Consider the following 26,193-nt stretch of genomic DNA (forward strand, 5'->3'; position numbering starts at 1 on the left):
GTAAATGACTCAGGCTCATGTTTTATTTCTTGCCGACACAACGCACCATACTGGCGCTGTGCAGGATCACATTAGGGCAGTCACTTCCAGTGATAAACTGCATTGGCATATCCTCAATCCGCTCGTTTGTAAAACCATTGATAAACTTGATCTCTCCCTCTTTGATGCGGTGGGTATCCATTACTCCATTAAACCGTACACACACTATTATTTATCAGCAGGCCTAAAGAAAAAAATTGCCGCTTATTCGGGCACCAAGTTCTTGTTTCTGCAGGATGAATATCAGAACGTGAATGGAGTGCAGGAGTATCTTCACAGTTTACAATTTGATTTGCTCTTTACTCTGGTTAATCAAAGCATCATAGCCAAAGCTTACCCGGATCCCAGGCTTAAACACTTAAAAAAAATAACCGTTCTTACTGGCTATGTGCAGGATGAGATGAAATATTATCAATCGCCTGCGATTGGTGAACGTCAGATTGATGTGTCTTATCGCGGCAGACGCTGTGAGTATTGGTTGGGAAGTCTCGCTTACGAAAAACAATGGATTGCTGAACAATTTACAAAACGTGTGAGCAAGGGTGAGTGGCGGCTGGATATTAGCCTTGAAGAATCCGATCGTGTTTATGGAGACGCGTGGATAAACCTGTTAAAAAATTCCAAGGCTGTTTTAGGAACAGAAAGCGGTGCCAGTGTATGGGATTTTGATGGCAGTGTGATTAAAAAAACCAACCATTTCATGCGTAAAAACAAGCAGGCGGGCTTTCCTGAAGTGTATGAGCACGTGTTAAAGCCTGATGATGGTAAGATCCTGTACAATGCAATTTCTCCGCGGGTGTTTGAGGCGGCAGCAACTAAAACGGCCATGATTATGTTCCCGGGGTACTACAGTGGTGTCTGCGAGCCTGACACGCACTACATCGTTCTCGAAAAGGACTTTTCCAACCTTGATAACGTCCTGGAACGCCTGCGGGACACTGAGTTTTTGCAGGCCATGGTTGACAGAACGTTTGACGATTTAATCTTGTCAGAAAAGTACAGCCAGCATGTCTTCTCCAATTTAATCGCGGATCAACTATTGCTGCAGATAGGGCAGCAAAGGAAAGGGCAGGAAAAGGCTATTCAACAGGAATTTCAGACGCTAGAAAAATACCAATGGCTGAACGTTGTTCGACGTGGCGCCACTGAATTAAAGTTTATACTGGCCCAGTTCTTTAAAATGCTTTTAGATGACAAATACACCGTAGCCACTCGCTTTACAATGTTGCTAAAGGGTGCCCACCGTTACATCACGTATTTAAAATCCCGATTGGCCAAGGTCTAGAGTGGCTGGAGTTCGTTATCCAATCCATGAGTGGATGCAGCTAATGCTTAGATTAGCTGCAGAATGTATCGTTTAATAACTCGCAGGAGTGGATTAAAAATAACAACCCGTTGAGTAAGAAAAAATTTAAGCTTTCTCAATAGGCTTATTTGTGCAAATTGGTTAACCGTGATGTGCATAACGCGGCTAAGCTTATGTTGAATGAAGCCTTTTATCTTAAAATGAGGTTGTATCCTTTTTTTAGGGATTTTCAGGAGCTGGGTAAACTCACCGAGCTGGTAAGGATTGTTGACTTGTATTTTATTGCGTAATTTGAACTGTAGGCTAATCAATTCATCAAAACGATGAACAAAGCTTGAATAGTGATACTGGCGATTAAGCGCGATGTCTTCATAAGCTCTGTCCGCCATGTCCTGCAGGTAGCGAATGTTTTTAATCTTGTTAATGACCTCAGTAATATTACTGAAATCCTTTTTAAGAGGGATGTAATGCTTATCTGGGATTAAAATGCCGGAATAATCACCTTCATACAAAACCAACACAGTTTTTAAAGCAATGGCTTCAAAACAGCGCGGTGAAATCTGATTCAATTTGTACAGACCCTCAAATTCGCTGAGGTATATTTTTTGGATTTTTTCAAAGGAGTCTTCCGGATAAGTTGCCTGATGAAAATCAACCAGTGTTTGCAACTGCCCTGTAAAATCCATGACGCTGGCCCCGCTTTCGACGCCTAAGGTGGTCTTACAGGTGAGAAGGAATTGAATCCAACGTTCACCATAAATCCGATCCTGTTCATTGTAGGAAATGTCAACGCTTAATCTGGTATCGTTCCCGACGTATTGATTCCATTGTTCTACAATATGCCATTTCTCATAACCGAGTTGGCCTAACCAGAAGGGCACCTTGCGGCTGCGGTAGCCGACATCAATTTGACGTTGCGAAATCGGGGGGATGGAAGAAGATAAATCCAGCAATCGTTGAGGAATATACCCTGTTAAATTGGAGTATTTCGCCAAAGAGGGCAATTTAGATGGACAATAAATTCTATCCATCTCTTCTTCAGGAAAACAGGTGAATAAAACATCAATGTTTAAGTAGTCAATTTCTGAAATAATTTTATTAATTAGCCGGTATTCATCCTGGATAAACATGATTTTTAAACCAGGATAATTTCGCAAAAGGAGTTTGGATTGTGGAGAAATATAATAATCATTAACCAGTGAGCTGGAATAGTGAATCACAATGGCATCAAACTTTTCCAAATTCAGCTGGGGAGTGATATCTCCAACATTAGAATAGGTATAAATCGTATGCTGAGAATACCTTTCGAACGCTGTAATATGATCAACAATCGTATTGGCATCTGCCGCGGATTCTGGTTTATTACATAAGAATAAAATGTTTAGCTTCATATTTACATCCATTAACTATCAAGCCACGTTTCAAATTATTTTATCGCTTCAACATAAAGATCGAGCCCTAAATACCGGCACCATTTTGTATTTAAATAATCTGCGCGAGGCCCCATTTTCAGGAGCGGGATTTTTTTCCATTGTAGCACGACACAATCATCGAAATTTTCGCGAGTGACTTGAATACGGCTGTAGTCAGCAAAAATGGATTTCAAATCGCTAATGGAAAAAAATTCCGTTTCAGGGGCGGCCTGTTTGCCATCCACTGATGCATCATAGGCATGGCGCTGAGCCACGGTCGGTCTTTTGATCAAATATTTAAAGCCCATCAGTTGCTGTAAAAGATTGCCGGCAGTGTTGAGTGGCCAGCGAGTCCATTGACGAAAAGAAAACTTGTTATACACCATGACAACCGCTTTCCCACCGGGCTTTAATATCCGGTACGCTTGATCCACGCATTTTTGAACGCTGCCGGTATGATGGAAGCAACCAATGGACACCACCATATCAAAATAATTGTCCGGGAAGGGGCATTCCAGCATGCTGCCTACGCGAACATCACCGGTCAGTCCCTGTTGCTGTAAGCGGTGTCTGGCCATGGCGGCTGCATTGTCAGCAATGTCAAGCCCATGGTATTCAGCACCGTGCATGGCCAGGTATTGAGCCATGGTGCCGTAGCCTAAACCAATCTCCAGTACTTTTTTGCCAACTATTTCTGAGGCAGGAAGGTATTTTTTAAGGTAAGGGTAAACATTGAGGTAATAGTCATCAAAAATGGCCAGACTCGACGGACTTGAATCAATAACACCCAAATATTTTGCCAGTGCACTACCGCATAACTCATTCCAGTACGCTTGATTTTGTTTATCAATTTCTTCCTGCGCAATGTTAGCTGACATGGTTATTCCCTTAATAATTGATTGTTACTGTGTTAGATGACAGAAGTAAAATACCCTTTGATTTTTCTAAATCGCGATAAACCGAAAAAATAAAGCAAGGCTGCAAGCCCAGAAACATAGATTAGGCCGTAAATTAACTGGTTTGGTATTGTATGATAGACCAGTGGCTGACGGAAGCCTTCGGTAAGAATATAAAAGGGATTGACCTGAGACGCTATTTGAATAGGTCTAGGCATGGATTCCAAGGTATAAAAAATAGGGGAAACAAATAAAATCATCATCAGAATATTAGGGAGAACAATGGCTAAATCCCGTAAAAAAACAGTCACTGCCGAAAGAAAAAAGCCTAGTCCAATCATAAAAAAATACATGATGGCAATGACTGGAATAATCATTAACGCTTCCCAGGATGGGCTGTTGTGATCCGCTATCATAATGATGATTAGAAAAAACAAACTGACGAGCAGCGGTATAATTGAAATTAAGATGGAAGAAACCGGTAAAATCTCGGTTTTAAACGCCATGTTTTTTACAATCCCGGTATTGGAGACAATCGAATTCGCGGAATTGAGTAAACCTTCGCTGATGGCAAGCCAGGGGCCATAGCCGCTGATTAACCAGACAACGTAAGAAAGGGTTGTGGTGGCTCCTGGCAATTTGGCGCGATAAACAAAGCCAAAAATAAACGTGAAGATACTGAGCATGATGATGGGGTTAAGGACCGCCCAGACTCCTCCCAAAGTGGAAGCAAGGTATCTGTCTTTAAGATTGATCCTGAAAAAATTATAAATCATGGAGTAGTCAGTTCTATCAAATCCGAACATACCGGAGCTTCCTTATTAACTAATTTAATTTCTGCAGGGTAGTGGAGCAAGGGTGCACCGCCACTAGGCATGCAATTATTTTTAATTTCAAATAGCCTGGTAAAATAATTACTGCAGATCGTGCTTTCATTCAGCTGCAATTTCAATTGGTAATAACCCTTATTTAATACCAGGGGGGTTAGTGACAGTTCCAGGATAAACGAGAGGTTTTGTTTCTCTTTTTCAATGCCGCCTAAATCATGAGTTGCCTGGTAAACAACGATGCCATCGATGCGTTCAATGGTTATATCGAGTGTTGCTTTACCGGGATGACGTCTGTTCATTTCAATGCCGGTCATGAAATTATCCTGGGTATAAAAAACCGTTTGCGGATAATCACTGTCGGCCAGTTTTAAAAGAACATGGGTTATCTGATAGTTGGAATCCGGATGAGTTGTTGACTCCTCATGGCGGGAATGCTGAGTCTCCGTGGCCTCATCCTCTTCTCTGATTTTTTTCAAGTAGCTTTGGGTCACGATGTCCGGGGTGTCATCCATCACGATTTCGCCTTTTTCCATCCATAAACAACGATTGCACATGGATTGAATGGTGGCCATGGAATGGGAAACCAAAAGGACGATTTTGCCTTTTTTGCAAATGTCTCTGATTTTTTGAGAGGCCTTTTGTGCAAAAAACATGTCGCCTGCGGAGAGGGCTTCATCAATAATCAATATTTCCGGCTCAATCTCGACCAGCATGGAAAAAGCAAGCCGCGATTTCATTCCGGTGGAGTAGGTTTTAACCGGTTTGTCTATGAAATGTTCTAATTCAGAAAATTCGATGATTCGGTCGATAATCGAATTCATCAATTCGCGCGATTTTCCCTGAATCTCGCCATCAAGATAAATGTTTTCTCGACCGCTTAAATCTTCCCTGAGCCCTACGCCAAGCGTCATAACGGCCGTGACCTTGCCTGTGATGGCTATTTCGCCGCTGCTGGGACTGGCAATCCCTGCAATCAGGGAAAGCAGTGTGGATTTCCCGGCGCCATTGCGGCCAATAATACCGACGGTCTCACCGGAATGCAGGCTGAGGTTAATGTCTTTCAACGCAATTTTGTCATCCTTTCCTCCTTCTTCGGAGGGTACGGGATCTGACTTTTTCAGATTATCGCTTAGTCGAGAGTAAAAAATCTTGGAGAGATTTTTAATGTCAATGCTGGGCGTTTGCATGGTGTTTAATCCTTATCTGCTTACCCCAGGGTAAATGAACCGACGCTTGAGAAGTCTCCCCGGTCACGTTTAAAGGGATCCCATTGCCGTATGTCCAACTGCGGCTATCCAGTTGCAAACTATCAACGGTTGGATCCAATGATTTTAAAAAGAGATTAAAGTAATAATCGCCAGCCACAAGCGGGAGAGTCTTGATGCGAATCACAAGTGAATTAATGCCCTCACGGCAGGGAATCTTTACATACTCGTCATTCAGTAAAATAATGTCCCAACCGTAACCGCCGCGAAAGCGCTCTATCGAATAATTCACCGAAAATGGGACGGATTTTTTCAGTAAAACCTGAAAAGAAAGTTGGCAGTCTTTGCCGCTTTGAGCGGTGTAAATGGGGTGAGCAGGAATAATTTCTGCAAACTCTTTAGTCGGTAAGGGTAAATTCAGGTACTTTTGTACAATGGTGTCTGAACGTCCCCCTGCGGTAATCTTCCCCTTGTCCAGAATATAAGCGTATTCGCACAGTTTAATGACCGCAGACCAGTCATGGGTGACCAAAATACCGGATGCGCCATTGGAAAATCGTTCCCGCAACCGTTTCCAGCACTTGGCTTGAAAATGCTCGTCACCTACGGATAAGAGTTCGTCAACCAGATAAATTTGATGCTGCACCTCCGTGGCAGTTGCGAAGTACAGCCGTGCGGCCATGCCCGAAGAATAGGTATAGATGGGTCTGTAAAAATCCTCGCCAAGTTCGGAGAAGTCCTGGATGTTACTGATTAATTTTCGGCGCTCAGACTTGTTAGTGCCATAAATATCAAGGAACCGATCGGCATAGGCATAACCTGTCAGGCGGTTATTACCCAGTCCGCCCATTTCAAAAAGACAACTGGCTTCCCCTTTAATGTGAATGATGCCGCTGCTTGGCGCGTAAACACCGCCAAGAATGCGTAGCAGGGTACTCTTCCCTGCGCCATTGCGACCGAGAATACCAACAAATTTGCCTTTAGGAACTTGAAGGTCGACATTTGACAGGGCTTGAAATGAATTAAACGGTGTATTTTTATCGCGAAAGACGATACGCCAGTTCAAATGCTCGTCAATGATGTAAAATTTTTTGGATAAGTTTTCACAAGAGATAGCATATCCTTGTCCAGTGTTCATCAGCGATACTCTTTTCGAAAGGATTAAACCTTAGGGTAATGTCGCAACAGGTCCCGTGGTTGACACGAAATGATAATGTCTCGTTCTGGTGTTGTCCAGTTGAAATTCATGAATTAGCCGTCAGAGCAATTGCCAACCGGGCTTAAGGCATTTATCATCGATGCCCGTCACTCACTAGGAAATTGAGAAGGTTATGGATTTCACTCGCTCCGGGATAATGAAAGTGTTAGGCGGTTTTTTAGGCTTTTGTATCAGTGTATTCAATCCCGTGTTTGCCAATGAATTGTCTGAAACCAGGCTTTTTTGCCAATACAAGGATGCCTTTAAACAGCATGCCTGCCTGATTGAGCATGCGGTGCAAGGGATTAATTATTCCTTAAACAATACGCTATCCAGGAACGAGATGGATATTTATCGTGCGTTGGAGGCCATGAATCTGATTCAGAATATCGCCGGTTCCGGCCGTTATAACTACCTGACCTTAACGAGTGAAAAATCAGTAGCTTTGTCAATGAATGAACAGTCGCTGATGCTCAAAAGAGGGTATGGTATTTGCGGTAATCATCAAGTGATGTTTTTACAGATAATGGAATTATTGAAGGTTAAAGCACGCCCGGTGGATTTTTATTATACGGACATCAATGGGCAATCCTGCAATCATGCCGCGGCGGAAGTAAAAATCGGTAAGAAGTGGCGCTATTTTGACATTACCTGGGGGAGTATTTGGGTAAAAGAAAAGAATAATTTATCCACTCTTTTATCGCTTGAAGACGTATTGGATAAAAAAGGGAAACGCATGTCCGGCTTAAACAGCTGGTACCTGCACTTTACCTACCCGCGTTTAGTGGGGGATCCTCTGGAATATCTGACGGCTAAGCCTTTACAGATTTTAAGAAATAAGGGCGGACTTCTCACGGTGCCCGTCGTGAATAACCAGGCTGCGTTTGACGGCTTGCCCAAATACATCGGTAAAACGTCATCGAGCTCCCCTTTAAGCATGAAATTTAAAGACATTCCGCACTCGATGGAAGCCATTATTGATGTACAAGGAAAAGGAGGCTTGTGCACAAAATCAGCGATAGAAACAGCGTCAGGCCATTATGCGATTCAACTGGGAAAATCGTTAATCCAGGTGGCGCCAGGCAGTGAATTGGCCATTAAAGGGGACGATGCGTATTGTTATGCGGTGATAAACAATGTCGAGTTCATCCCAGATCGCGACAGTTACCTTCAAGCCAAGCCTCTTTCGTATGCCGCGTTAAAACTCATGGCTTATGTCAACGACTATGCCTACAAGCCTACCCGTAGTGGATAAGGGTTAACATGGTTTGACCAATGATGAGGGGATTGCTATTATCCTAAGCCACTGATGCCTGCCTAAGTATTCAACAGCGATGTATCAGATTGTAAAAAAATAAATAAAGGAATAGGTACCTATGTGTGGTATAGCGGGAATTTTTAATCTTAAGGCCGCTGCTGTAGAACAGCTTGAGAAAAAACTTCAGGTGATGAACAAGCTGATTGCCCATCGCGGGCCGGATGATGAAGGGATTTGGACAAACAAGAATAAAACGTTTGGGTTGGCGCACCGCCGTTTGAGTATCATCGATCTGTCTCAGCATGCTCATCAGCCCATGCTGGCTCCCACCGGTGAAGTCATTGTTTACAATGGTGAGATTTATAATCACGTCGAATTGCGGCAGGCTCTCGCCGCCCACTGGACATTTACCACCCGTTCAGACACGGAAGTGATTCTGGCGGCCTACAAGGTGTATGGCGTCGATTGCGTCAAACAGTTTAAAGGCATGTTTGCTTTTGCCATTTGGGATGGTCAAAAATTATTCTGCGCCCGCGATCATTTCGGCATTAAACCCTTTTATTACACCGAACAGGACAGTACGTTCTACTTCGCATCCGAAAGCAAGGCATTATTGCCTTTCCTGCCGTCGATTAAAACGGAGCGGCAGTCTTTCGCGGAATACATTACTTTCCAATACCCGATGGGTAATCGTACCCTGTTTAAAGGCGTTCATCAGTTAGAACCTGCGCACGCTATGCTAATCAGTGCCGAGGGTAAGAAAGTATGGCGTTTCTGGGATGTGCATTACCACATTGACTACGATCATACACCCCAGTATTTTTACAACAAGCTTGAAGAGATTCTGCACGAATCGGTTAAACTGCATACCCGTGCTGATGTCAACATCGGTGCTTATGTCAGCGGCGGGGTCGACTCAAGCCTCATTGGTATACTGGCTACTCAGCAAAAAGGAGAAGCGCTGCCTTTCTTCCATGGCCGTTTTCTCGAAGACAAGGCCTATGATGAAAGCGAGTACGCGCAATACGCAGCGCAGCTTTGCGGCACCAAATTACAGGTTCGCGACATCACGTCTCAGGATTTTGCCGATACGTTCCGTAAAATCATCTACCATCTTGATTTCCCCGTCGCAGGCCCCGGGGTGTTTCCGCAGTACATGGTGTCGGAAATGGCGTCCAAGCAGGTTAAAGTCGTGCTTGGCGGCCAGGGCGGCGATGAGATTTTTGGTGGGTATGCCCGTTACGTCATTGCCTATTTCGAGCAATGCATGAAAGCGGCCATTGAGGGCAATTACAAAAAAGGCAATTTCGTGGTGACGGCGGAATCCATTATTCCCAACCTTGAAGTGTTGAATGCCTATAAACCCCTGCTTAAGCGGTTCTGGAGTCATGGTCTGTTTGAGCCTCTGGAAAAACGTTACTTTACGCTGGTGGATCGCGGCATGGACCTCGATGGGGAGGTCACCTTGACCGCCGCAGAAAAAGAACACGTGTACAATGAATTCATTGAGGTGTTCAACGCGGCTAAATTTGAAAAGGCAGAATCGTATTTCGACAGCATGACGCATTTTGATTTCAAGTGCCTGCTGCCAAGCCTGCTTCACGTCGAGGACCGAGTCAGTATGGCCCATGGTCTGGAGGCGCGCGTGCCTTTCCTGTACTATCCGCTGATTGAATTTGCCGCGACTGTTCCGGCTAACGTGAAATTTGCCGATGGCCGCATGAAACACATGTTAAAGCAGACCTTTGCCACTATTTTGCCCAAGCAAATCTTAAACCGTAAAGACAAAATGGGCTTTCCGGTTCCATTAAATGAGTGGATTCGCGGAGATTTGAAAGAGTTTGTATTTGACATACTGCACACCGGCTTGTCAAGGAAAGACAATTTCATTGATTACCAGCGGATTATTAATACGATTGATGATTCAGGCAAATTCAGCCGTAAAGTCTGGGGCTTTTTATGCTACGAGATGTGGCATCAGGTATTCCATGATCAAGCCCATACTTACCGCGCCATGCTGAATCACAATAATGAATACGCAACCATAGGAGAAAAGTGAATGAGAGTTTTAATTACAGGAGGATCCGGTTTTGTAGGATCACATTTGGCGGACAGATTATTAGCCAGAAACGACGAAGTGCTGGTTATCGATAACTTTTCCACCGGTCGCCGCGACAATTTAAAACCTCACCGTAATCTGCAGATGGTTGAGCAAACCATTGCTGACACGGCTGCAATGGAACGAATTTTTACCGAATTTAAACCGGATGTTGTTGTCCACGCTGCGGCTTCTTACAAAGATCCAGACAATTGGGTTGAAGACTGCAAAACCAACGTTTTAGGTACCATTAATGTGTTGAATGCGGCTAAAAAAGCCGATTGCAAGCGCATTGTTTATTTCCAGACTGCACTTTGCTATGGCTTAAACCCCAAAGAACAACCCGTTTCACTGGATCATCATTTTGATGCCCGCGGCAGCAGTTATGCCATCAGCAAGACTGCCGCTGAACATTATGTCGAACTGTCTGGCTTAAGCTTCGTTTCGTTCCGCCTGGCCAATGCCTACGGTCCCAGAAACATCAGCGGTCCGCTGCCGACGTTTTATCACCGTCTGACTTCCGGCAAGGCCTGCTTTGTGATGGATACCCGCCGTGACTTTGTATTCATTAAAGACCTGGTGGATTGCGTAGAGCGTGCTGTCGATGGTCAGGGCCAAGGTTATTACCATATCTCTTCCGGTAGCGATTACTCGATTAAAGAGCTGTTTGACGCCACCTTAGCGGCTTTGAATCTTAAGCTGGATAAGGAAGTGGAAGTCCGTCCCCGTCATCCCGACGATGCCTTCACCATCCTGCTTGACCCATCCAGAACCAACAAGGATTTCTCATGGAAAACCTCAACGCCGTTGGTCAATGGAGTTAAAGCAGCGATTGATTACTATAAAGAATACGGTATCGAGCAAACCTTTACTCACCTGCGCTCAGAAGAAACAGAAACTGCGTAAAGGGTAACGGATGCGAAAGAGCAGGCTTAGCCTGCTCTTTTTTTGAAAAAATCTTGAGGATGAATCATGACCAGTTTTTCAGGAAAAAAAATACTTGTTGTCGGCGGGGCCGGCTTCGTAGGGAGTAATTTAACCAATAAGCTTCTTGCTTTGGATGCAGCCAACGTGATTGTTGTTGATAATTTGTTATCGGCTGATATTTCCAGAGTCGCCACGCACCCCAATCTGGACTTTATTCACGCGTCCATTACCGAGGATGCAGTGCTTTATCGACTGCCGGACGATTTAGACTATGTTTTTCATTTAGCCACCTACCATGGCAACCAGAGCTCCATCGAAGATCCATTAAAAGATCATGAAAACAATACGCTGACCACATTAAAGCTGTTTGATCGCATCAGCAAATTCAAGTCGCTCAAAAAAGTAGTCTATTCCTCTGCTGGCTGTGTTGTGGCCAAGAAAACCTTTGATTATGCGGAAGCCACGGTCGAACAGGAAGACGTGTCCCTGTACTTAGACAGCCCTTACCAAATGTCAAAAATATTCGGCGAGTTCTACGGCAACTATTATTTCATGCGCTACAACATGCCTTTTGTCAAAGCACGTTTCCAGAATGTGTATGGACCGGGCGAAATTTTAGGTGCGGGTCAATGGCGGGGAAATGCCAATACCATCTGGCGTAATGTCACACCCACCTTCATTTTTAAAGCCATGCACAACCAGGCGTTGCCTCTGGACAACGGCGGCATTGCGACCCGTGATTTTATTTACGTGGATGACATTGTTGACGGTCTGATTGCCTGTGCGCTGAAGGGCAAAGAGGGGGGTGTTTACAATATTGCCTCTGGTGTGGAAACCTCCATTCTCGAATTGGCCACCATGATTAACGAAATCACTGGCAACACCGCGGCCCTGGATAAATTGCCGCCCCGAAACTGGGATCGTTCAGGCAAGCGCCACGGCGATACCAGTAAATCAGAACGCGAGTTGGGTTTTAAAGCCCAGGTTTCGTTGCCGGAAGGGTTGCAACGCACCGTTAACTGGACTAGGGAAAACATGAGTACTATCAAGCAATGCGTAGCCAAGCATGCGCGTTATGTCCCTGAGATTAAACCATTTATTGCATAAAGGGCAGGGCTGATTTCTTGTCATCCCCCGCGCAGGCGGGGGATCCATCGTTCTGTAATCCAATGCCATCCATTTCCGCAGTCTTCAACGCCGAAAAGCACCCCCCTTTTCCATGAGCGCAAAGGTCCTGAAGAATAGTAAGCTAAGGGTGGGAAGGCTCAGAGGAACAGCAGGGGTGCCCCTCGCCTCCCTGTTTTTAGTCAAGACAATAACATTGATCATTAATTGGTCATTGTGATAACATTATTTTCTTTTGTTCACTGGAATCCCTATGCAAACCAAAGCAGAGCTTCTTCAACCCATCGTAGAAAAGGCGCTGTATGCAACCCGTCTGATCATCCATAGTACTCAAATCGCACGACATACTCTTTTTCCTTCGCAGGAAGTGGCCCAGGTAACGACCATAAGGCAGCGTGCTGAAGCGGAAATTGAGAAGCGCACCACGGTTATCGCCAATGATCTGAGCTCGAGCCTGTTAAGGTAATAAGACAGCTCTCCTGACTATTCCGCAAAACAATACTGCTTTGCACTCTCGACCCCGGGTTGATCGAAAGGGTTAATACCCCAGATCACACTCTGTGTGTATATTTTATGCTCATAAAGCGCAATAAGCTCCCCAATAGCAAAAGGAGAGCAGGAATCCAGGGTAATTCTGGTGAGCGGCACATTGCCTGGAATGGTGGCGTGGGGGCTGGTTTCTGATTTAACACCCTGGGTCAGCACCGTCACTTTCATGTCGCAGCTTTGATTAATCAGTTCGCCCTCATTTTCTTTTATCGTCAGTGTATCAATGGCTACTCGATGTGTTCCCTGGCAGAGCAATTGAAAATAGCTGTGTTGCGCCTGATTACCCAATCCACCCCAAACAATCGGACCGGTGTGGTAATTGACGCGCTCCCCGGCCTGATTGATGGATTTGCCGTTGCTTTCCATGTCCAGCTGTTGGATGTAATGGGGGAAGTAGGCTAAGCGTTGAGAATAAGTCAGCAGCAGCAAATTATTAATGTCTAAAAAATTAATGTTCCAGATCCCGGCTAAGGCGAGAAGAACAGGCATGTTGCTGGCCCATTCAATCTGTAAAAAATGCTGATCCATGCTGAAGGCGCCGGCAAGAATGTCCATAAAATGCTCATAACCGATGGCAATCATGGTGATTAAGTTAATGGCAGAGCAAAGGGAATACCGGCCGCCTACCCAGTTCCAGATAGGCAGGGTGTGGCTGAAGCCTAAGGTTTTAGTTTTGGGAATATTGGCTGTTACAGCGATAAAATGCCTGTCCATGCGCGAGCGTTCGCCAATCCAGGCGATGGCCTTGTTGGTATTGTACAGGGTTTCGCGGGTGGTGAAGGATTTGGATGAAATAATGAACAACGTGGTTTCGGGTTCAAGCGCTGCAACGACGGAATCAAACGACAGCGGATCCACGTCTGAAATAAAATGATAACCCAGATGGGGTGCGGTGTAAGGTTTTAACGCATCGATACAGAATTGCGGGCCTAAATCCGAACCGCCGATGCCGATATTGACAATGTCTTTAATCGGTTTACCGCTATAGCCAAGCCATGTGCCGCCACGGATCTTTTCTGCATACTGACGCGATTGCTCTCTCGCTTCCTCGATGTCGATGAGGATATTGCGGCCATCGACAATAATTGGCTCATGGTGCAATTGCCGCAGTGCTGTGTGCAGCGCAGGTTTGTTTTCACTCTGATTAACCCGGCCCCCCTGCATCAATTGCTGAATATGATCACGTAGTTTTCGCTCTTCTGCCAGTTGAATCAAGCCTTGTAAAATGGGTTGATTAATCCGTTGATTGGTTAAATCCAGAGTAATAAGGCGATTGGAAACGATTAATTCCTGTTGGCGATTGGGATTTACGTTTTTTAACGCAGGTATCGACGTGTGATGGATGGATTCCACCTGCTTTTGCAAACTGATCCATGCATTTAATTTTGTTAATTGCATCATGCTGTTATAATTATTTTTTTTATAAAAATACCATTGTTGGCAAGGAATGAAAATGAAATTTTTTAATCAGGACAAGCAATGATTCCAATGGCATCGTATGGTTTTCTCTTTGTTCTTTCCTGCGTATTCACTGGTTTTGTCCGGCGCTATGCGCTAACCACTAATCTTCTTGATATTCCTAATGCACGCAGCTCCCATACAATCCCTACGCCGCGTGGCGGCGGTGTTGCGTTTGTGATTTGTTTTCTTGCGGCCGTGGGATTGTTTCTGACTCAGCAGCGGGTCTCCCCATCAATGGGCCTTATTTTCATGGGGCCTGGGCTTCTGGTGGCCTTGCTGGGTTTTCTCGATGATAAATACCAGTTACCGGCGACGTACCGTTTAATCGGTCATTTTGCCTTAGCGATTGGGGCCGTTTTATTATTGGATAATTTTGCAAACCTTCCTCTTTTTTCCGCGCATCGAGCGTGGCTTTGGGCAGGGCAATTTCTCGCCGTTTTTTACCTGGTCTGGGGATTGAACTTATTTAATTTCATGGATGGCATTGACGGTTTGGCCGCCGCCGAAACCATTTGTGTCTGTTCAGGTGGAAGCCTGCTGTATTTTTTACAGGGCCATACGGAACTCGCGGCTCCTCCATTGCTACTGGCCGCGGCAGTTGGCGGGTTTTTAATCTGGAACTTTCCACCGGCCCGTATTTTTATGGGGGATGCCGGCAGCGGTTTTCTGGGGTTTGCTGTGGGTGTTTTTTCGCTGGAGGCGGCTGTTCATCAGGAACGGCTATTCTGGTGCTGGTTTATTCTGGCTGGCATTTTCTTTACCGACGCGACCTTAACCCTTATCCGCCGTGGCTTGCGCAGGGCTCGCTTACTGGAGGCGCATCGTACCCACGCCTATCAGCATGCCGTGCAATATTACGGTAAACATTGGCCGGTGACGGTGGGCGTTATCCTCATTAACCTGTGCTGGCTGCTTCCTATTGCTGTGATGCTTGAGAGGGGCATTCTGGGACTTCTACCCAGCCTGGTTCTCGCCTACCTCCCACTTTTCGGCCTCGCCTGGTCGTTTCATGCGGGGGAGGAGAGGGTTAATAAGGCATAAGGCCGCGACACCCGGTTCTCACCGGCAAGGTTGACGCTATACCCCATCTGCCGGTTGCCCAGGCGTGGCAGAATAATGACAGTCGACCTCAGTCAAGCGGACCTACTTTTACGAAATAAAAAAATTTCTTAATAATTTGTTAAGATAGGTTGTGTAAACTTACAATCAGAACAGTTGAAATTGATTGTTTTTTACACAAACTGTAGTCACCAAATGCACCATGGACGCAATCTATGGAATAGATTGGGGGCTGCTATAGAAGGGAGATTTATAACTATGCTAATTTTAACTCGCCGTATTGGTGAAACCTTGATCATTGGCGATGATGTTAACATCACAGTACTTGGTGTAAAAGGAAACCAGGTTCGCCTTGGTATCAATGCCCCTAAAGATGTTTCTGTCCATCGTGAAGAAATTTATTTACGTATCCAGCAGGAAAAAGAATCCGATTCTGAAGAAACGGTATAACACAGAATACATCGCAGTCGTCCAGTCCCGGATGAAATAATCTAGTCCGGGACAAATCCCTCGTCCTCTCTCCCGTTTACATTGCTGACAACGACGCATCGCCTGACGAAAGAAAATGCTTATGACCCTGTGAGTCCATCAGACACAATTGCCCTGCGTCATTTACCCCAAGCGCCTGTCCATGGATCGTGCCTGTGGGTTGCGATACGGTGATGTCCTGACCTTTGAGCAAATCGACGTCAAGCCATTGTTGGCGAAACCCTTTAAACCCTTCTTCCTTGAATTGTTCCAGGTATTGATTCAGGCTGACAATCAAGTCGGCAATCAGGCGATTGCGGTCAAGATAGTGCCCGGTAATGTCGTATAAAGAGCACCAGGGTTTATCAGAAAGCGACTCCTTTTTAGCGGAGGAGTTGACATTAATGCCGATGCCGATAATTAACTGCGCATTGCCGTTGCTTTCTGCGCTGACCTCAATCAACACACCGGCCAGCTTTCTGTTTTGCCAAAGCAAATCATTCGGCCATTTGATGCCAATATCCTCCGCGATGTGATTACACTTAAGGCAATGCAAAAGGGCTAAGCTGACCACCAGGCTTAAACCGGACAATTGCGACAGGCACTGATTCCATTCACAGCGCAAGGAAAAATAAATATTATCGCCAAAAGGAGAGGACCAGTGTCTGCCAAAGCGGCCCCGACCCTGCGTCTGCTTTTCCGCACAGCAAACGGTTAACGGGTGAGTGAGGGGGAGGCTTTTTAAATGGCTGTTGGTGGAGTCCAGCTCAGCCGCCAGATGAAAATCAATGGCGGTGCTCACCGAATGATCATTTAAGCGGCTTCGAATTAAGTCTTCATTAAGCAGGATGAGCGGGGTCAGCAATTGATAGCCGCGTTGCGGGATGCGTTTAATCGCAAGCCCCCAGGCCGTTAACTGGCTAATCTGTTTCCAGATGGCTGTGCGGGTAATCTGTAAAAATTCACCCAGATCACTGCCGCTGTGGCATTTCCCATCGCCCAGGCGGTGTAAGAGCTTGATTTGCAGGGGACTTAATTGTTTCATGGTTTTCCTGAAACGAGAGGTAGATGATCCGGTTCCTCAGGTAACGCGCTTAAGGCGCGATAATACCAATCCGTGACCTCCGGGTGACAGCATAGCGCGGCGCAACAGGCAGCGGCAGGCATAAACGAAACCATTTGCCAGTGCCGCGAATGCAGGGCATCGTCAATGATGACGGGTTGCTGAGGCAGGATGGGTACCTCAAATTGCCGGGTTGGATAAGATAAACCTAGGCCAAGCACCTTAATGAACGCTTCTTTTTGAGCCCACACATTAAAAAAGGCCAGGGGCAAGAGCCTTTGCGGTAATTGCGCCAAGGATTGATTTTCCCTGGCTGAAAACGAATGCATAGCCAGTCCGTAATAAGGTCTGGCTGAAAAGTGCTCAATGTCAATGCCTAAGGGGGTGGTCTGTCCCACCGCCAGCAAGGCGGTGTCGCGGGAATGGCTTAAGTTAAACTGCAGGGAGGGGTGCTGAGGCAGCCAGGGTTTGCCCTGTTTTAAATAATCAAACACCAGGTTTTTCGCGGAGACAGTAAGATAATGGGCAAGAATAAGCCGCATCATGGCCCGGGCTGTGGTAAAGCGGCGTCGATGCCTGGGGAAATAATAGCGGTTGGCGCGTGCGATTTCCTGTTCATTAAGCAAGGATTGAGCCCAGGTCGGCTCGATATCCAGGGGGAACTGCCAGACATCGATGCGTTGCGGATGCAAATCGCTGTCGTTCAAAGGCAGGGATTTAAACAGGGATTTACTCATAAAAAGGGATCAACGGTAGCGTCAGAATGCAGTTAAAGGTATCATAGCGCATGATAATAAATTCGCCAACGGGTTACGTATGAGCCTACAATTTTTGGATTTTGAACAGCCAATTGAAGAGTTAAACCAGAAAATAGAAGCGTTGCGCATGGTCGGAAGCGACAATGAAGTCAATTTGAGCGAAGAAATTGCCCGCCTTGAAGCCAAATGCGAAGAATTAACCGCTTCCATTTTTTCCAATTTAGAGCCATGGCAGGTTGCACAAATGGCAAGGCATCCGCTGCGCCCGCAAACCACGGATTACATTGAAAGCATTTTTACTGATTTTCAGGAGCTGCATGGCGACCGCCATTACTCCTCCGCCCCGGCCATCATTGGCGGTATGGCGCGCTTAAATGGCGAACCGGTGATGGTCCTTGGGCATCAGAAGGGCAAGAAGACAAAGGAAAAAGTCTATCGCAATTTTGGTATGGCACGTCCTGAAGAATACCGTAAAGCCCTGCGATTGATGAAGCTCGCAGAGAAATTTGAAATCCCCATTTTTACCTTTATTGACACAGCCGGCGCCTACCCCGGAATCGGGGCGGAGGAGCGGAACCAATCCGAAGCCATTGCCCGTAACCTGCTGGAAATGGCAAAATTAAGAACCCCCATCCTGTGCACAGTGACGGGCGAAGCCGGATCAGGCGGTGCGTTGGCCATCGGTGTTGGAGACCGGGTTTTCATGCTCCAGTACAGCATTTATTCCGTGATTTCACCCGAGGGCTGTGCTTCCATTTTATGGAAAGACGCCGCCAAAGCCAGTGAAGCGGCCAGAGCCATGGGCATTACCGCCGATAAAATTTCCGAATTCAAACTCGTTGATGGGGTCATCAAAGAGCCTTTAGGCGGTGCACACCGTAACCTGCCCGACATGACGTCCCGTTTAAAGACCATGTTGAGCGAGGAATTGCGATCATTAAAACGCCTGCCGATGGATACCTTGCTTGAACAGCGTTATCAAAAATTCATGGCCATGGGTGCCTGTGACTGATAAAACCCGGGCGCCAGACTGGCTGCGTGATTTGGCGGCTTACGAGCACCTTTTTGTCGGATTCAGCGGTGGATTGGACTCCACCGTACTGTTGCACCTCTTAAGCCAACACCCTGCTTTTATCAAAAAAGTAACGGCGGTGCACATTAACCACGGTCTAAGCCGTAATGCCTCCTTATGGCAGGAGCATTGCGAGCGTCTCTGCGAGCAATGGCAGGTGAATTTTATTGCCCTCACCGTTCGTTGCGACCACCGGGCCAATGTGGAAGAAGCGGCCCGTGTCGCGCGTTACCAGGCGTTGGGAGCTCTGATTAAAAAAAACAATTGCCTGCTTATGGGACATCACCTCGATGATCAGGCTGAAACCCTGCTTCTTCACCTGTTTCGCGGTGCCGGTGTGGACGGTTTGACAGCAATTCCTGAAAAAAGCACCGTGGGCGAGGGGGATTTACGACGTCCTTTACTGAGTTGCACCCGCCAGTCACTGCAAGCCTACGCGCTGGAACATCGACTACGTTTCATTGACGATGAAAGTAACGCCAATACCCGTTTTTCCCGCAATTTCTTAAGGCAGGACATTTTTCCTTTGCTCAAAGGCCGATGGCCAGGAGTCACTCGAAATCTCGCGCGTACGGCCGAGCATTGCCGTCTGGCACAGGCCAATTTAACGGATTTGGCGCACCTGGATTGCCCTTCCCTGGCAGAAAAATCCCGGGTGCTGCCGCTGCTGCCGCTGCTGCGGTTAAACAGAGCCCGTCTCGGCAATGTGCTGCGGACGTGGTTACGTCAACACGATGTTCGCATGCCCAACACCCTCACGTTTAATCGATTAATGGATGAAATGATCCAGGCTGCACCTGACAGCAATCCTGAAATCCATTGGCAGCAGGTGACAATCAAGCGTTATCAACATCACCTTTACCTGTCGCCGTCACGGCCTGAATGCACATCCCCTTTACCCTGGACCACCTTTCCAAACACGCTTTGCCTGCAAGGGATGGGGAAATTAACGGCAGAAACCGCTGATGAAGGGTTATTTATTCCATCAGGCAGCCAACTGGCTATTCGTTTTCGTGAGGGCGGTGACACGTTTTACTGGCATGGACAGAACAAATCGCTGAAAAAATTATTTCAGGAGTGGAAAATTCCCCCTTGGCAGCGACAGCAGATTCCTTTGTTGTATGTTGATAATCAGCTTGCGGCGGTAATTGGTTATGCTGTCAGTGATCTTTTTTATCAGCGCCGGGCAGGGCGGTGCTACAAGCTGAGCCACATTATTAACCAATAGTTAATTAATGTTAATCAAATGCCCTATTTATTGAAAATTTCGGAATTATTAAACTAAGCTCCTTAGTCAGGAGAAAAAAAATGATTTCAACTTTTCGTTTGATTTGGTTACTGAGTTACATCACAACAGCGTCCGTGTCCGCCGCTGTGATTACTCCCGGTCTGCCGGCAATCGCTGATTCCTTCCAATTAAACATTGAAGCCATTCAATGGATGATCAGTGCCTTCTTAGGCGGTTATGTCATTGGCCAGCTGATTTATGGGCCTTTAGCCAATCGTGTAGGGCGGGTGGGCGCGTTACGCGTTGGTCTGGTGATTAATCTGTTGGGGCTACTGGTGTGTTATGCCGGCCTTCTGTTTCATTCCTATGGTCTGCTCATCGGCGGGCGTTTAGTCAGTGCGCTGGGGGCGGCGAGTGGTCTTTCATGCACCTTGATGCTCATCAATGAATGGCTGCCTGAACAGCAACGCCGCACGGCCTTGTCTTATTCCATCCTGGCTTTCACGCTAGGCATCGGTCTTGCGGTATCCCTTGGAGGATGGATAGTCACGTATTGGCAATGGCAGGGTTGCTTTGCCTTGCTTTTCATTCATGGCGTCCTGTTGCTGGCAGGGACCCCTTTTCTAAAAGAGACGATGATAATCCGCCGCCGTGTCAACCTCGCGCAAATGATCACCGCTTATCGCCAAACGCTGGCCTCGCCGGGACTCGTGGTTTATGCCCTGGCCGTGGGGTTCTGCTCGGCCATCGGTTATTGTTATTCTGCTGCAGGCCCTTTAATCGCTGAACGGTTTTTGCATCTTTCTGCTGCCGCTTATGGCTCCTGGAATTTAGTCAATATGCTGGGGATGCTGATGGGTGGCCTGTTGACCAAAAGACTCCTGCAGCGCTGTTCGCCCCAACGCGTGGTCGGCTACGGTTTTGGCGGTTGTACCCTGGCATTGCTCGGCCTTTTCCTGATGTGGCAGCAGCACTGGTTATTGCCGATTGGTTTTTTTATCCACACGTCATTGTTGTATCTGTTCAGTGGCTTTTTATTCGCTGGTGGCTCCTGCCTGGCTACGGCCTCGGTCCAGGACAAAAGCAATGGTTCAGCCATGCTGAGCTTTATCAATATGCTGACTGCGACGCTGGCCGTCATTGTCATGGGATACACAAACACCAATCCCTGGTTGGGATTTGTTGAAATCATTCTGCTGTTCGGCAGCGTGATTGCAGGTACGTTTCTCCTGTTTCAGCACAAGACAGGCGCTTCGCTCAGGCAGGGCGTTTGAAGGTGGTGTCCCGCGAAGGCCTTTGGAGGCTTCGCGGTAAAAAAATCAGCATTCCGGCAGATTGACTGCAAGCCCCCCCATGGAGGTTTCCTTGTAGATGCTTTGCATGTCCATGCCGGTCTGTTTCATGGTTTTAATGACTTTATCAAGGGAAATCTGATGCTGGCCATCGCCGATCAAAGCCATCCGCGAGGCGTTAACCGCTTTTACGGCCCCCATGGCATTGCGTTCAATGCAGGGAATTTGCACCAGTCCAAGGACCGGGTCACAGGTCATGCCCAAATGGTGCTCCATCGCAATTTCGGCCGCATTTTCTATTTGTTCAATGCTGCCGCCCAGCACAGCAGTCAAGCCCGCCGCCGCCATGGACGAGGCGACGCCGACTTCACCCTGGCAGCCGACTTCAGCCCCTGAAATGGAGGCGCCTTTCTTGTAGAGAATCCCGATGGCCGCGGCGGTGAGGAAGTAAACATAAATGTCTTCCTTGCTTAGGCGATCATGCGCTTCCTGGCAGTACTTGAGCACGGCAGGAATAATGCCGGCAGCCCCGTTGGTGGGGGCGGTGACAATCCGTCCGCCGGCGGCGTTTTCTTCATTCACCGCCATGGCATAGAGATTTAAACGGTTCATGATGTCTGATTGTTCAAACACGCTGGGAACCCCTTTGTGTTCAATGAGCTTTTTGTAAAGATCCGGCGCACGCCGTTTCAGCAGTAAACCGCCCGGTAAAATGCCGGGATGATGGCAACCGTTATTGATGCATTCATCCATCACGTTGGCAATGGCTAAAATGCCTTCCTGAATCGCATTTTTACTGCGCCAGGTTAATTCATTGACCATCATCAATTCGGCGATGGTTAACCGGTTGTCCCGGCACAGGCTCATTAATTCAAAGGCAGTGGAAAAAGGATAGGGGGGCGCATTCGTGTCTTCCGAGGATTTGTCAAACTCTTCTTCGGTGGTTATGAACCCGCCGCCTATTGAATAATAGACCTGGCTGCGTAATAACTGTTGATTAACATCATAGGCTGAAAAACGCATGCCGTTACTGTGCCGTGGCAGCAGTTCCTTCTGTAAAAACAGGAAATCCCGCTCCTCGTCAAAAAACAAGTCTTTTTTGCCGCCCAAAAGGAGCTTTTGCGAGCTGATGATTTCCCGCATGCGGGGAACCATGGAATCCGGTACAACACTTTCCGGAGTCTTTCCTTCAAGGCCGTTTAAAATGGCTTTGTCTGTGCCATGGCCTTTGCCCGTTAGGGCCAGGGAGCCATACAGTTCAATTTTAATTCGTGACGCGGCGGTAAAATGGTCTTCCTTCTCCAGAAGCTGCACGAAGGCGTAGGCCGCTGACATCGGCCCTACCGTATGAGAACTGGATGGGCCGATACCAATAGAAAACATGTCAAAGAGGCTGATGCTCATTATCAACTCGAGTGTTTTAAAATATAGCAATTTTAGATGTAAAACCCTGACTAAACAATAGAAGCAGGCTTTAAAAAATACAAGGTTGTTAAAACACGGCCTTAAATAATTAATCGTTTACCTTAACTGGTAATTTCCCGGAAAGTTAGGCAGAATAATCAAGCAATTTTTCCATGGTGTTCTAACGAGAATAGAAAGGGGATCTTTATGAAGATGAAACTGGTCGCTGCCGCTGTCGTAGGCCTGGCAATGACAACCGCATTTGCTGAGACAAATACCGCCGCTCCCAGCACGACTACACCAGCTACTGCCGCAACACCTGCAACATTAAACACTGATATTGACAAGTTGTCTTACAGTATTGGTGCTGATTTGGGCAAAAACTTTAAAAAGCAAGGCATCGAAATCAGTCCTTCGGCAATGGCTAAAGGGTTACAGGATGGCATGAGCGGTTCTCAGTTATTGCTGACTGAAGATCAAATGAAAGACGTGTTGAGTAAATTTCAGAAAGACCTGATGGCAAAGCGAAACGCTGAATTCACTAAAAAGGCAGAAGAAAACAAGTCCAAAGGCGAAGCGTTTCTGTCTCAGAACAAAAGCAAAGAAGGCGTGGTGACGCTGCCAAGCGGTTTGCAATATAAAATCATTGAAAAAGGCAATGGTGCTAAACCAACCAAGGATGACACGGTCACGGTTGAATACACGGGTCGTCTGATTGATGGTCAAGTGTTTGACAGCACGGATAAAACCGGCAAACCAGCCACATTCAAAGTGTCTCAGGTTATTCCTGGCTGGACTGAAGCCCTGCAATTAATGCCTGCCGGCTCCGTCTGGGAAGTCTATGTTCCTGCTTCTCTGGCTTACGGTCCACGCAGCGTTGGCGGACCCATCGGCCCGAATGAGACCTTGATTTTCAAAATTCATTTGATTTCTGTCAAAAAGACTGACGCGTAATCTTCCATTCCCGGGGCTAAGTCCCCGGGAATCTGTCTGTCATTGTCCCAGTTGAGAGTCACCCATGACTAAACGCCTGTTTATTGTGTTTTTACTTGGCTTTTCTTCAGGGTTACCTCTTGCCTTGATTACCAGTACATTGCAAGCCTGGTATGCGGACACCGGACTCTCGGTTCTTGCCACCGGCATGCTGAGTCTGGTTGGTTTGCCCTATGTGTATCGGATTTGCTGGGGACCCTTGCTGGATCGTTACTCGTTATTTTCCTTGGGTAAACGCCGCAGCTGGATGCTGTTGATGCAATTGGCCCTGTTGCTTGGTTTTAATGGTCTTGCCTGGTTTACACCACGGCAATCCCCCGAATTGATGGCCTTTATCGCTTTGATTCTCGCTTGTTTTTCAGCCACGCAGGATGTGGCCATTGACGCTCAGCGTGCCGAATATTTACCGGTTCCTGAGCATGGGATGGGCGCGTCGCTTGCTGTCTTTGGGTATCGTCTGGCGTTATTGATTGCCGGGGGCCTCGCGCTAATCATGGCGCATCATTTGGGATGGGCGGTGACCTATCGCATAATGGGTTTGTTGATGCTGGTTGGGGTTTTCGCGACGCTCTGGAGTGAAGAACCCGTGCATTACGGTGAGGAAAACACGGGATTCGTCAACGCGTTTCTTGCGCCCGTCAAGGATCTTTGCCAACGGCGCGACATCATTCCCCTGGTGTTGTTTATTCTCTTCTATAAATTGGGGGAGGCTTTTACGGCCACCACCAGCGGTATCATCATGCCTTTTTTAATTCAGGGCGTTGGTTTTTCGTTAGAAACCATTGGCTATGTGAATAAAATGCTTGGCATTGCCTCCATTCTATTGGGCGGGTTGGCGGCGGGATTTTTGCTCCTGCGTTGGTCTTTGTACAAGGCGCTGCTCAGTTTTGGGCTGTTGCAGGCGATAACCAATCTGCTGTTTGTGGCTCTGGCGCTCACAGGTAAAAACCTGCCTTTGTTTGCCGCGGCCGTCATTTGCGACAATTTTGCAGCCGGAATGGGATCGACCGCCTTGGTTGCCTTGTTTATGCGCCTGGTGAATCGCCAATACACCGCGACCCAGTTTTCTATTCTGGTGGCCGTTTCGAGCCTGCCCCGTATTTTATCCGGTCCTTTGGCCGCCTTGCTGCAAATGGGGGTAGGGTGGGTCGGCCTCTATCAGCTTTCGTTTTTTCTGGCCTTAGGCTTCATCCCGTTTTTAATCATGATAAGACGTGAGACCCAGCCTGAACCTTCCATGGCCGTGCTTGAGCGCGGTTGATTAAACAGCCATTTTTTCATTTAGGCACTTTTTGCAAAATAAGAATAAAAAAATTCATTCTTCCATCCAATTTGAACAAAATTTAAACTATATTTATAGAATGTGCCTTATGGAATACGATGATGGATTGTCCTGCTGTTGGAATTACCAGTGTCAGTTTGAGTTTTCCCCCCTTGTACATGCATCTCAGAGAATTAGCCGGTTTACGCGGCGTTGACGTCGAAAAATACACCATTGGGTTAGGCTTGAATGAAATGGCCCTTTGCGGCAAGCACTGCTCCGTAATTGACTTAGCCATTGGCGCTGCTCGAGGGGCCATTGCCCATTGGGGAGGCTGCGTTGAAGACATTGGCCTGATTGCTGTCGGTACAGAAACACCAGTGGATTACAGCCGACCTTTAAGCGCCTGGGTGGCTTCTGAGCTTAAAATTCAGGGGCATGTACGTTCTTACGAAGTGAAACATGCCTGTTATGGCGGAACCTTAGCTATCCTGCAGGCTGCGGAATGGTATTTAAGCCAGACCAACAGGCAAAAAGTGGCGTTGGTTATTGCGGTGGATGAAGCGCTGTATGCTGAAAATGATGCGGGTGAGCCGACGCAGGGCGCGGGAGCTGTTGCGTTTATTATTGGTCCTCCGGTCCTGGCGGCGCTTAATGTCGGTCATACCATTGCCTACAGTGAACCCGTGTTTGATTTCTGGAAACCGCTGGATAAACATTACCCCGAAGTCAATGGGGCGTTCAGTCTGGAATGTTATAAGCGCGCGGCGGTATCCTGTTTCAAAAAGCTTGTTGAGGATCGTGATCCCATGCAGGTTTTAACGCAGTACAGGGCGTTGTGTTTCCATGTACCCTTTCCCAAAATGGTCTATAAAGCCTTTGGATCGGTGGGAGAAAGCCTGGGTCTGACCGAGTCAGAAACCAATGAACTCTATCAGAGCCGCGTTGCTCCTTTCATGGCCTGGAATCAACGCTGTGGCAACGCCTACACTGCCAGTTTATGGATTATGTTTGCCTATGCCCTGGGCCAGGCGTCCGCCAATGAACAGTTTTTATTGTTTTCCTACGGTTCTGGCATGGGCTCAGAGCTGATTGGCTGCTCAATCCGCATGGAAAATGAGGATAAAGCCTGGCACCACGAGGCGGAGTATCAATTGAATAACCGGCAAGAGGTCTTTGCCGATGATTATGTCACCATACGCCAGAATAAACCTTCAGAATAAGGAATCAATGAGGGGCCTTAAGGACAAGGTTTGGGTGGATTTAAGGAGGAATGACTAACGCTTGCATA

Annotated in this window: 23 protein-coding genes; 14 read left to right on the forward strand and 9 right to left on the reverse strand. The window is 47.1% G+C overall.

The annotated features are described in order from the left end of the window. Positions 1 to 4 precede the first annotated feature (4 nt). A complete protein-coding gene (locus tag DYE45_RS05795; protein WP_108293557.1) occupies positions 5 to 1,324 on the forward strand; it encodes a hypothetical protein in 1,320 nt (439 codons plus the stop codon). Between the two features lie 47 nt (positions 1,325 to 1,371). On the opposite strand, the gene DYE45_RS05800 is transcribed toward DYE45_RS05795, so the two are convergent. From DYE45_RS05800 to DYE45_RS05820, 5 genes are all read right to left on the reverse strand, one after another. Beyond that, positions 1,372 to 2,586, reverse strand: a complete 1,215-nt coding sequence (locus DYE45_RS05800) for a glycosyltransferase (protein ID WP_133138180.1) — start codon at positions 2,584 to 2,586, stop codon at positions 1,372 to 1,374. A 185-nt stretch (positions 2,587 to 2,771) separates the two neighbouring features. Continuing rightward, entirely contained in the window at positions 2,772 to 3,635 is an 864-nt protein-coding gene (locus DYE45_RS05805) for a class I SAM-dependent methyltransferase (protein ID WP_108293561.1), read from the reverse strand. A gap of 32 nt (positions 3,636 to 3,667) precedes the next feature. Continuing rightward, positions 3,668 to 4,459, reverse strand: a complete 792-nt coding sequence (locus tag DYE45_RS05810) for an ABC transporter permease (RefSeq protein WP_108293563.1) — start codon at positions 4,457 to 4,459, stop codon at positions 3,668 to 3,670. Then, positions 4,426 to 5,670, reverse strand: coding sequence for an ABC transporter ATP-binding protein (locus DYE45_RS05815; RefSeq protein ID WP_108293565.1), 1,245 nt, complete (start codon positions 5,668 to 5,670; stop codon positions 4,426 to 4,428). The genes DYE45_RS05810 and DYE45_RS05815 overlap by 34 nt, the downstream gene beginning before the upstream one ends. Further along, positions 5,651 to 6,826 carry an ABC transporter ATP-binding protein gene (locus tag DYE45_RS05820; protein WP_108335301.1) on the reverse strand — a complete coding sequence of 392 codons (1,176 nt, stop codon included), beginning with the start codon at positions 6,824 to 6,826 and terminating at the stop codon, positions 5,651 to 5,653. Before DYE45_RS05820 ends, DYE45_RS05815 begins: the two co-directional genes overlap by 20 nt. Before the next feature lie 193 nt (positions 6,827 to 7,019). Here DYE45_RS05820 and DYE45_RS05825 point away from each other — a divergent pair, with 193 nt between their 5' ends. The 5 genes from DYE45_RS05825 to DYE45_RS05845 all read left to right on the forward strand — a co-directional run bounded on the left by DYE45_RS05825 (position 7,020) and on the right by DYE45_RS05845 (position 12,760). Continuing rightward, complete coding sequence (locus tag DYE45_RS05825; RefSeq protein WP_133138179.1) at positions 7,020 to 8,141, forward strand: transglutaminase-like domain-containing protein; 1,122 nt, start codon at positions 7,020 to 7,022, stop codon at positions 8,139 to 8,141. Positions 8,142 to 8,262: 121 nt separating this feature from the next. Beyond that, positions 8,263 to 10,203 carry an asparagine synthase (glutamine-hydrolyzing) gene (gene asnB / locus DYE45_RS05830; protein WP_115300591.1) on the forward strand — a complete coding sequence of 647 codons (1,941 nt, stop codon included), beginning with the start codon at positions 8,263 to 8,265 and terminating at the stop codon, positions 10,201 to 10,203. After that, positions 10,204 to 11,148 carry an NAD-dependent epimerase/dehydratase family protein gene (locus DYE45_RS05835; protein WP_108293573.1) on the forward strand — a complete coding sequence of 315 codons (945 nt, stop codon included), beginning with the start codon at positions 10,204 to 10,206 and terminating at the stop codon, positions 11,146 to 11,148. It begins immediately after the preceding gene. 66 nt (positions 11,149 to 11,214) lie between these two features. Continuing rightward, a complete protein-coding gene (locus DYE45_RS05840; RefSeq protein WP_108293575.1) occupies positions 11,215 to 12,276 on the forward strand; it encodes an NAD-dependent epimerase/dehydratase family protein in 1,062 nt (353 codons plus the stop codon). A 271-nt stretch (positions 12,277 to 12,547) separates the two neighbouring features. Further along, positions 12,548 to 12,760 carry a hypothetical protein gene (locus tag DYE45_RS05845; RefSeq protein WP_115300592.1) on the forward strand — a complete coding sequence of 71 codons (213 nt, stop codon included), beginning with the start codon at positions 12,548 to 12,550 and terminating at the stop codon, positions 12,758 to 12,760. A gap of 17 nt (positions 12,761 to 12,777) precedes the next feature. Here DYE45_RS05845 and pgi read toward each other — a convergent pair whose 3' ends face one another. Further along, positions 12,778 to 14,244 carry a glucose-6-phosphate isomerase gene (gene pgi, locus DYE45_RS05850; protein WP_108293579.1) on the reverse strand — a complete coding sequence of 489 codons (1,467 nt, stop codon included), beginning with the start codon at positions 14,242 to 14,244 and terminating at the stop codon, positions 12,778 to 12,780. A 78-nt stretch (positions 14,245 to 14,322) separates the two neighbouring features. On the opposite strand from pgi, the gene DYE45_RS05855 reads away from it, so the two are divergent. Together DYE45_RS05855 and csrA are read left to right on the forward strand one after the other, a co-directional pair. Then, positions 14,323 to 15,345: an MraY family glycosyltransferase gene (locus DYE45_RS05855; protein ID WP_211194876.1), complete on the forward strand. Its 1,023-nt coding sequence runs from the start codon at positions 14,323 to 14,325 to the stop codon at positions 15,343 to 15,345. Between the two features lie 276 nt (positions 15,346 to 15,621). Then, entirely contained in the window at positions 15,622 to 15,813 is a 192-nt protein-coding gene (csrA, locus tag DYE45_RS05860; RefSeq protein WP_108293583.1) for a carbon storage regulator CsrA, read from the forward strand. A gap of 76 nt (positions 15,814 to 15,889) precedes the next feature. Here the strand turns inward: csrA and DYE45_RS05865 are convergent, their stop codons facing one another. Next, entirely contained in the window at positions 15,890 to 16,876 is a 987-nt protein-coding gene (locus DYE45_RS05865; protein ID WP_115300593.1) for a biotin--[acetyl-CoA-carboxylase] ligase, read from the reverse strand. Then, entirely contained in the window at positions 16,873 to 17,631 is a 759-nt protein-coding gene (locus tag DYE45_RS05870) for a 4'-phosphopantetheinyl transferase family protein (protein WP_115300594.1), read from the reverse strand. The genes DYE45_RS05865 and DYE45_RS05870 overlap by 4 nt, the downstream gene beginning before the upstream one ends. Positions 17,632 to 17,710: 79 nt before the next feature. Here DYE45_RS05870 and DYE45_RS05875 point away from each other — a divergent pair, with 79 nt between their 5' ends. The 3 genes from DYE45_RS05875 to DYE45_RS05885 all read left to right on the forward strand — a co-directional run bounded on the left by DYE45_RS05875 (position 17,711) and on the right by DYE45_RS05885 (position 21,226). Beyond that, on the forward strand, positions 17,711 to 18,664 hold the full coding sequence (locus DYE45_RS05875; RefSeq protein WP_108293589.1) for an acetyl-CoA carboxylase carboxyltransferase subunit alpha: 954 nt from the start codon (positions 17,711 to 17,713) through the stop codon (positions 18,662 to 18,664). Further along, the gene (gene tilS / locus DYE45_RS05880; protein ID WP_370447881.1) at positions 18,651 to 19,952 is read left to right on the forward strand and encodes a tRNA lysidine(34) synthetase TilS; all 1,302 of its coding nucleotides are present in this window, start codon (positions 18,651 to 18,653) and stop codon (positions 19,950 to 19,952) included. Before DYE45_RS05875 ends, tilS begins: the two co-directional genes overlap by 14 nt. A gap of 80 nt (positions 19,953 to 20,032) precedes the next feature. Further along, positions 20,033 to 21,226 (forward strand): MFS transporter, encoded by a 1,194-nt coding sequence (locus DYE45_RS05885; protein WP_115300595.1) that lies wholly within the window; start codon positions 20,033 to 20,035, stop codon positions 21,224 to 21,226. A 45-nt stretch (positions 21,227 to 21,271) separates the two neighbouring features. Here the strand turns inward: DYE45_RS05885 and DYE45_RS05890 are convergent, their stop codons facing one another. After that, the gene (locus DYE45_RS05890; protein WP_108293595.1) at positions 21,272 to 22,648 is read right to left on the reverse strand and encodes an L-serine ammonia-lyase; all 1,377 of its coding nucleotides are present in this window, start codon (positions 22,646 to 22,648) and stop codon (positions 21,272 to 21,274) included. A 207-nt stretch (positions 22,649 to 22,855) separates the two neighbouring features. Between DYE45_RS05890 and bamJ the strand changes: the two genes are divergently transcribed. The 3 genes from bamJ (at position 22,856) to DYE45_RS05905 (ending at position 26,125) form a co-directional block, all read left to right on the forward strand. Continuing rightward, complete coding sequence (bamJ, locus tag DYE45_RS05895) at positions 22,856 to 23,602, forward strand: BamJ family beta-barrel-assembly machinery protein (RefSeq protein ID WP_165481685.1); 747 nt, start codon at positions 22,856 to 22,858, stop codon at positions 23,600 to 23,602. Between the two features lie 64 nt (positions 23,603 to 23,666). Next, a complete protein-coding gene (locus tag DYE45_RS05900; RefSeq protein WP_115300596.1) occupies positions 23,667 to 24,902 on the forward strand; it encodes an AmpG family muropeptide MFS transporter in 1,236 nt (411 codons plus the stop codon). 119 nt (positions 24,903 to 25,021) lie between these two features. Then, positions 25,022 to 26,125 carry a hydroxymethylglutaryl-CoA synthase family protein gene (locus DYE45_RS05905; protein WP_242602685.1) on the forward strand — a complete coding sequence of 368 codons (1,104 nt, stop codon included), beginning with the start codon at positions 25,022 to 25,024 and terminating at the stop codon, positions 26,123 to 26,125. Positions 26,126 to 26,193: the final 68 nt, after the last annotated feature.

The organism is Legionella taurinensis (assembly GCF_900452865.1).
GTDB classification, from domain to species: Bacteria; Pseudomonadota; Gammaproteobacteria; order Legionellales; family Legionellaceae; genus Legionella_C; species Legionella_C taurinensis.